The sequence below is a fragment of the Aliifodinibius sp. S!AR15-10 genome, from assembly GCF_031569985.1.
Taxonomy (GTDB): Bacteria; Bacteroidota; Rhodothermia; order Balneolales; family Balneolaceae; genus JAMQKA01.
Map to the genome: position 1 here is coordinate 139648 of NZ_JAMQKA010000012.1, position 7692 is coordinate 147339.

8 protein-coding genes are annotated in these 7692 nt (G+C 47.4%); 2 read left to right on the forward strand and 6 right to left on the reverse strand.

The features are described from left to right. Window positions 1-4: 4 nt before the first annotated feature. Window positions 5-1576 (reverse strand): cation:proton antiporter, encoded by a 1572-nt coding sequence (locus NC796_RS10375; protein ID WP_310684326.1) that lies wholly within the window; start codon window positions 1574-1576, stop codon window positions 5-7. Window positions 1577-1687: 111 nt separating this feature from the next. Between NC796_RS10375 and NC796_RS10380 the strand changes: the two genes are divergently transcribed. Then, on the forward strand, window positions 1688-2671 hold the full coding sequence (locus NC796_RS10380; RefSeq protein ID WP_310684327.1) for a C-terminal binding protein: 984 nt from the start codon (window positions 1688-1690) through the stop codon (window positions 2669-2671). Window positions 2672-2772: 101 nt separating this feature from the next. On the opposite strand, the gene NC796_RS10385 is transcribed toward NC796_RS10380, so the two are convergent. The 5 genes from NC796_RS10385 to NC796_RS10405 form a co-directional block, all read right to left on the reverse strand. Next, complete coding sequence (locus NC796_RS10385; protein WP_310684328.1) at window positions 2773-3123, reverse strand: hypothetical protein; 351 nt, start codon at window positions 3121-3123, stop codon at window positions 2773-2775. A gap of 184 nt (window positions 3124-3307) precedes the next feature. Beyond that, window positions 3308-3874 (reverse strand): NADPH-dependent FMN reductase, encoded by a 567-nt coding sequence (locus NC796_RS10390; RefSeq protein WP_310684329.1) that lies wholly within the window; start codon window positions 3872-3874, stop codon window positions 3308-3310. Window positions 3875-3902: 28 nt separating this feature from the next. Then, window positions 3903-4577, reverse strand: coding sequence for an alpha/beta fold hydrolase (locus NC796_RS10395; RefSeq protein WP_310684330.1), 675 nt, complete (start codon window positions 4575-4577; stop codon window positions 3903-3905). A 51-nt stretch (window positions 4578-4628) separates the two neighbouring features. Continuing rightward, entirely contained in the window at window positions 4629-5561 is a 933-nt protein-coding gene (locus tag NC796_RS10400) for a ring-cleaving dioxygenase (RefSeq protein WP_310684331.1), read from the reverse strand. Between the two features lie 114 nt (window positions 5562-5675). Further along, the gene (locus tag NC796_RS10405) at window positions 5676-6602 is read right to left on the reverse strand and encodes a ring-cleaving dioxygenase (protein ID WP_310684332.1); all 927 of its coding nucleotides are present in this window, start codon (window positions 6600-6602) and stop codon (window positions 5676-5678) included. Window positions 6603-6936: 334 nt separating this feature from the next. On the opposite strand from NC796_RS10405, the gene NC796_RS10410 reads away from it, so the two are divergent. Then, window positions 6937-7599, forward strand: coding sequence for a patatin-like phospholipase family protein (locus tag NC796_RS10410; protein WP_310684333.1), 663 nt, complete (start codon window positions 6937-6939; stop codon window positions 7597-7599). Window positions 7600-7692 lie beyond the last annotated feature (93 nt).

Sequence of the window (7692 nt, forward strand, 5' to 3'; positions counted from 1 at the left end):
GATACTACGAATTCAACTCTGGACTCAGAATCATATCCTCCGGCGCATTATTGTCTGACAGACTCAACTCTGCAAGCTTGCGTCCCGCCTGGGTAATGGGCAAACAAACGGCTGAAGCCCCAGCTTCTCCCAGTGCACGGTGTTCATCCTCTCGCATTGTCAAAGCATATATGGCTCCTTTGTACTTATTAGTTCGCATATACTTGGTGGCATTCACTTTGGCCTCCGGTGTACCGATAGCCATAATCACTGATTTTACATTGCTCAGGTCCAGATTATTCCACAACTCAATATCCTGCATATCCCCATAGATTACGCGCCGCCCTTCCGACAGGTTTTGTTCTATACGCGCCGGGTCGATATCCATTCCAACAACATGCTTCTCCTCCTTTTTAAGGCGATCGTAGGCCGCCTGACCGGCATTGCCCATCCCTACCACAAGATACTCCGCTGATCCCAGGGAGATTGTTTGCTGGTCGGGGTGGCGAACATCCCGTTCAAACCGACTGAGAAACATCTCCATCCGTTCCCAAAGCCGCTCTTCCCAGATTGATAGCGGGGCGTTCAGGGCAAATGAAACCGCCGTCAGCAGAGCAAAAGCGATCACCACACCTTCTGGAATAAAGCCGGCTGATGCTGCTACAGAACCGGCGATCAGGGTAAACTCACTGTACGAGGTAAGCGATACTGTGGCAATAAAAGAGGTCCGCGCCCTGAGCTTAAAGGTGAGCATCAGTGCGTAAAAAAGGACCGCCTTAATTGGCAAAATAGCAATGGCGATCAGTGCCAGGTAAAAATCCTGCAGCGAGGGTAGGCCAGCTAGTCCCACTTCCAGGAAAAATCCCACCAGGAATGCCTCCTTTAATCCCCATAACTTCTTGGAAAGTTCATCTGCTACTGCGTGACCAGAGAGTAGCATTCCCGCAACGAGAGCACCGAGTTCCGATGAGAGACCCAGACCTTCGAAGATAGCTCCACCACCCATCGCCAGCATGAGGGCGAATAGCAGTTTGAGCTCTTCTTCATTGCTAAGCTCCACGATTTTGATTATTCCGGGACGAATAAGCGGCAATCCTAACAGCGCCAAACTCCAGGGCGATGGCGTAGTTCCACTGGTCAACCCAAGCAACACGATGGCCACGATATCCTGCAAGATGAGAATGCCGATGGCAACGCGCCCGTGAAAGGCCCCCAGCTCTCCCCTGCGCTCCAGGTTCTTGGCGGTCAATACCGTGCTCGAAAATCCCAATACTACCGCTATAATCAGTGATGCCAGCAAATCATACCCAAAAGCCCACGCTATGGGGACAAAAATTGCGACGCTGAAGAGCAGGTGGATACCGCCGGTGCCCAGCACTTCTATCCTGACAATATTCTTCAGTCGGAGATGCAATCCCACGGTAAACAGCAGCAACAGTACGCCCAGGTGGGCCACCTCATGTAGAGCAGCACCCGCTTCATATCCATATACTGAAAGTATGCCCCCCGCAGCCAGGTAACCGACCAGCGGCGGTAGTTTTATGCGGGAAACCAGCATCCCGAAAATAAATGCCATTCCTATCCAGAGAATATCCATCAAAATCCTTCCTGTTAAGATGATTCAAAAAGATTTGTACTTCTATAACCTTTGTCTTACTACAGGATATTATTTAACCTTCGCATCTCCTAAAATCAGACAATATTTTTTATGACACAACGCAGATTTGACAACCCTAAAATTGTTCTTTTAGATCCCGGCATCGCCTCATGTACCTATGAAAAAGAACTTTTTGAAGAAAATGGGTACCATTTTGATGTATTTGAAGGCGAAAAGGATGATTATGAAACAAAACTGAAGATGGCCACGGACGCCGTCGGAATCTTGATTCGTTTCACGGAAATCAATGATGCATTTTTGGAGCAAACGCCTCACCTTAAAGCCGTTGCCCGATATGGGGTGGGATATGATAACATAGACCTGGATGCATGTACCCGGCATGGCGTGCGGTGTTCAAACGTGCGAGGCTATGGCAACCACTCGGTTTCGGATCACGCACTGGCCCTGATGCTTTCCTGTATGCGCATGCTTAAAGCGGGAAATGAGAATATATACTCACAATTTAGCGCGCCACCGGCAGAAGATATCCCGGAAATCCATCAGCAGGTGCTGGGTATTATTGGACTCGGCAGAATTGGGAGTACGCTGGCTCAAAAAGCAACGCCTCTTTTTAAAAAGGTAATCGCCTATGATCCGTTCATTAGCGATAAAAAGTTTGAAGAACTGGGTGTTAAAAAAGCCTCTTTGGAAGAACTATTTGAGACCGCAAATATCATCAGTATCCACTGCAATCTTACCGATGATAGCCGCCATCTGATTGATGAAAAGGCGTTCGAACGGATGGAACAACGCCCAATCATTGCAAATACGGCCCGGGGAGAAATCATTGATGAGGAAGCATTGATGGGGGCGCTCGAAAATGACAAGATTCACAGCGCGGGACTTGATGTGTTTAAAACAGAGATTCCACACGAATTATCGAAAGAATTGATAAACCATCCCAAAGTTATGGCTACGGGACATTATGCCTGGTATTCCGATAGGGCACAAAAAGAGCTACAAAAACGAACGGCAGATAATCTTCTGGCTATGCTACAGGATAAAAATCCCGATGACTGTTTAAACCCTTTTTAAGATCATAACCTAAATAGCCAAAATGGCAAGATTAAAGGTTTAACGTTGCAGGTTAAATGTTTGAGTGCATTCCCATGCCACCCAATAAACCAATAACAACACTAATCAAGCGTAACAAAAATTGACTTTCGGGGCTGGTTATCCACAGCTCGACTGATATGACCCCGTCCCGTGGTGTCTTCAGCCAGTAACACATCTCCGGTGCTGAAACGCCTTACGGTCCCGTCGCCGATCTCCACATCAACCGCTCCATCCAGCATGATGATATATTGCCTGCGTGGCGCTTTGTGCCAGTCGTAATCATAATCTGGACTCGTTTCCCTGAAGATAATGCCGGTGGCTTCCTCCAATTCTGAAAGGCGACCTATTTCACCGGCGTCTTCCAGTGGAATTTCGATCTCTTCGAAGTGGGATTCCCCGTCGTCTCCGGTATATAAGCGTGTTATTTTCATGATTTCTGTTTTAAAGCAGGATATTTAGATTAAATATTATTATTTAAGTCATCTCGAATGGAGCTTGTGGAATGAGAGATCTTTTTAAATAAAAAAGTAATCCTGTTCAACTAAGATCTCTCCCTAACGGTCGAGATGACGACCAAAAAGTAGACGGATGTTTTCAATTCAATTACCAGGGCCTTTAACCTGTTTCTTTAAATTTCAGTATCCAATCATATAGAGATTCGAGGTATTTTCCGAGATATTCGCGGGTTCGCTCGTCGGTGAGGTTACCCTGCTCGTCGAATTTCTCGTGGGCCCGGTATACCAGGATCTCGGGCTGGGGCATGCAGTAGGAGTTGGTGAACTCAAATGCCTGGCGCAGCTGACTCTGTCCCCTTGCCGAGCCGGTCATGCCCGGTGAAGCGCCCAAAATTCCGACCGGCTTCTCATTGAGAGGCGCTTTCTTTGGGGGACGCGATGCCCAGTCAATGGCATTCTTGGTTACAGCCGGGACGCCATGGTTATATTCAGGAGTGGCAATAAGCAATCCATCGGCAGCCTCAATGGCCTGCTTAAACTCTTTCACACGCCCAGGATCTCCATCGGCCTCAACATCTGCGTTATATAGTGGAATTCCTCCGAGATCAAAAAACTCAATCTCCATATCATTAGGTGAAACCTCAATGGCAGCTCTGATCAACGATTTATTGTACGATCCTTTCCGGAGACTACCTGCAAAGCCGAGTATTTTTATTTGTTCTGCCATAGATGTATAGCTTTTGGTTTTTGTTTTCTTATTGCTGTAAGAGCTTGGCCATCATCCCGCGGATGATCTTGATCTCATCCTCGTTGACGGTATGAGGCATACCCGGGTATAGCTTTTTATTTACATCGGCACCCAGGGATCGCAGCACCTGCTCTGTTTCATTAACCCGTTCTTTGGGAATATGGGGATCGACGGTACTACAGCCCAGAAAGACGGGAGTTTCCTCCATTTCGCCATGGTACTCCTCAAACTCTATTTCCGGGCCGATCAATCCCCCGCTGAAGCCAACCACGCCGCCGTACCGGGCGGGATGTCGAGCCGCAAATTCTGTTGCAAGGCATCCACCCTGCGAAAAGCCCAAAATCATAATCTTATTTTGGGGGATACCGCCTTCTTCTATTGATTCCAAAAGGTCATGAACCTTCTGGAGACCGGATGAGAGGCCGGGCTGGTTTTTTTCTTTCGGCTCCAGGAATGAGTAGGGATACCAAGTATGATTGGCGGCCTGCGGAGTTACGTAATGGAAGTCGGGCTGCGCAAACTCCTCGGCCAGCGGCCTCATGCTTTCGGCCGTGGCACCGCGACCGTGCACCAATATCATGGCTGCCTTGGCCCTGGACAATGGCGCGCCGAATGTTTGTTCTTTTATTTCCTGGTGCGGCCCGCTAAATGGGTTTTTGGGATCAACTCTGAATAGAGACATCTGGTTAATTTTGATTAAAGTTAGGATCTAAGAAATCAGCAGTCTCAAATCTTAAACCTTGATTTCCGGCAATCTTTTCTCGATCATCTCGCGCTTTGCTTCCAGCCACGGCGGAAGAATCAGTTTCTCGCCAAGTTTATCGGGATCTTCATCTACATCGTAGCCCGGACCTTCCGTGGCTATCTCAAAAAGTACGCCCCCCGGCTCCCTGAAATAGACCGAATGAAACCAGTGGCGATCGATTACCTGCGAGGGTTGAAGCCCCATCTCGATAACCTTTTGACGAAGTTCTTCCTGTTCCTCTTTGTCCCGGATCCGGAATGCCACGTGGTGAATGATGCCACGTCCGTTGGAGGAGGGCCTGGATTCTCCTTTTTCAATAATCACGGCACGACCGATCGGGGCATCCGTGGTATAGAGATAACGGTCTCCATCTTCAGCTGTCTTCTCAAATCCAAACAGTTCGTTAAGAATTTTAGCTGTAGGATTATACTGCTTCAGCCTAAGTGTGGTACCCCAGAAACCTCGTATGGTATGTTCCTCCGGAACGGTACTTTCGGACCAGCCTGGCAACTCGGCCGCCTTCTCATCAAAAACCAATTCCAGCTGCATACGATCGGGATCCTTAAACCGCATTACCTGGTGGCCAAATTGATCAAACGGCCCATCGAAATCGATATCCTGCTCACCGAAACGCTCCGCCCAAAACTCCTGTGAGCCCTCGGGCACCGTCAAAGAGACAGTCACCGCCTCACCAAGTCCCGGCTTGCCCTGCACAGCCATCGGCCATGGGAAAAAAGTGAGTCCCGAGCCGGGCGAACCAGTGGCATTTCCGTAAAACAGGTGATAGGTACTGGGATCGTCCTGGTTGACTGATTTCTTCACCAGCCGCATTCCGAGCTTCTTGACGTAAAACTCGGCATTCCGATTGGGATCGCCTGCAAGTGCTGTTATGTGATGGATTCCTTTATAGTGATTTTCCATGGTATTTTTGTTTAGTATTAAAACGCTTCTGTTGTTGTCAGCAGGAGTTAGAAAACGCCTTACCCATAGCGCAGAAATTAATTTCAACGCAAGTGATACCCACTGATTTATATTTCAATTCAATTCCGGCAGATCCGCTTCGATAAGATCTCTTCGATCCTCAAGCCATCTTGGTAGCTTGAGTTGACTTCCCAACTCCTCCACAGGTTCATCAATAGCAAAGCCGGGATCGTCGGTGGCAATTTCAAAAAGAACACCGCCCGACTCATAGAAATAGACCGATTTGAAGTACTGGCGATCTTTCCGTTCGGTTACGTGATATCCGGTATCCAACAATTTCTTTCGGATCGAACGCTGTACCTCTTCATTTTCCGCGCGGAAGGCGATATGATGCACCGTACCTTTGCCCGGCCGCCCATCCAGTTCAGACTGATCAATAATTTCGATTACGGAACCCAGCTTCGCATCTGTCTGGTAAAGATGACGATCTGCGTGTTCATCCGCTTTTTGAAATCCCAGATCTGATTCGAGGAGTTCGCCTGTGGGTTCATAATCCTCTTCCGCAAGTGTTGCCCCATGGAATCCACGGATTGCGTGTTCTGACGGAATAACACCGCTTGACCAACCCGCCAGTTTGTTCACTTTGGAATCTTCTACCAGCTCCAGGTGCAAACCGTTGGGATCCTGTAGTCCCAGCACCTGCTTCTCAAACCGCTCAAATGGTTCCATATAATCTATATTCTGTTCCTCCAGGTGATCTGCCCAAAACTCAAGCGCACCCTCTGGAACCGCGAAACTAACAGCTACTACTTGCCCACGGCCGGGTTCGCCCTGCTGCAAGTGCGACCATGGGAAAAAGGTCAGGATAGATCCCGGCCGACCCGTTTCATCTCCATAATACAGGTGATATACTGATGGATCATCAAAATTCACGGTCTTTTTCACCAGTCGCATACCCAGCACTTTAGTATAGAATTCAAGATTCTGCTGAGGATCACCTGCTACGGCCGTTATGTGATGGATTCCTTTGTTATGACTCATTGGCTTCTTTATTTGATTCGAAAATAGTTTAACATTAAACTATTTTAATTGCAATAGTAAGTTTCTATGTGGCTGATAGACGAGATTAAGCACATAAAATCGACAAATCGTTCAAGTTCAAAAAAACAACTCGTTTTTTGGTTATCAGATTCTCAAAATTCTGGTAATACTGTTTATCACACAGTATAGAAGTATCCTGTTGTTTATTTTCAACGGTGAAAATGCCTTAGCAAGCACGGATACAGCTTTATATTAGGCAAATTGCGAGAACTCTTTGAAAGCTGACCTTCCTTTTGCTACTATTCATCTGCACAAGAACTTAAGGTTTCAGTATATGATCAATTTTTTTGATGATCCCAAAGTTGGTTTAGCGCTGGGTGGTGGTGCTGCACTGGGAGCCGCACATATCGGGGTGTTGAAGGCACTGGAAGAGCGCAACATACAAATTACATACGTGAGTGGAACAAGTATCGGTGCGATGATCGGCGCTTTTTACGCTTTCGGCACAGAAATAAAAAAGATTGAAGAAATAGCAGTCAACCTAAAATGGCTGGATGTATCCAGCCTATCGATCTCAAAAATGGGATTGTTGTCAAACAAAAAACTAGGCAACCTCATAAGAAAACACTTGGGTGATGTTAATATTGAAGATGCCGAGAAACCACTTGCCATCACCGCAACAGATCTTTCCAGTGGCCAAAAGGTGGTCTTTAAAAAAGGTGATCTGGCGACTGCCGTCATGGCCAGCACTTGTGTGCCCGGTATATTTATTCCTGTCGAGTCGGATGGGAAGATGCTGGTTGACGGCGTGCTTGTTGAAAATGTACCGATTCAAAGTTTGAAAACCATGGGTGCCGAACAGATCATTGCTGTTGATATCAACGCCCTGCGCCTGTACAAAAAGCCCGATGACATTATTGAGGTCGTCACAAATGCACTGGATATTGCCATTGAGAATTTATCAAACCTGAGTTCAAGTAATAAGTGCAACACGTAGGAAGACCTCAGGGGCGCGCCCCTGAGGTCTTCGGCCAAGCGGGTTATATTCGTGTTGCTTATGCAAGAATACACCCAACTCAGCGAAGAAAAT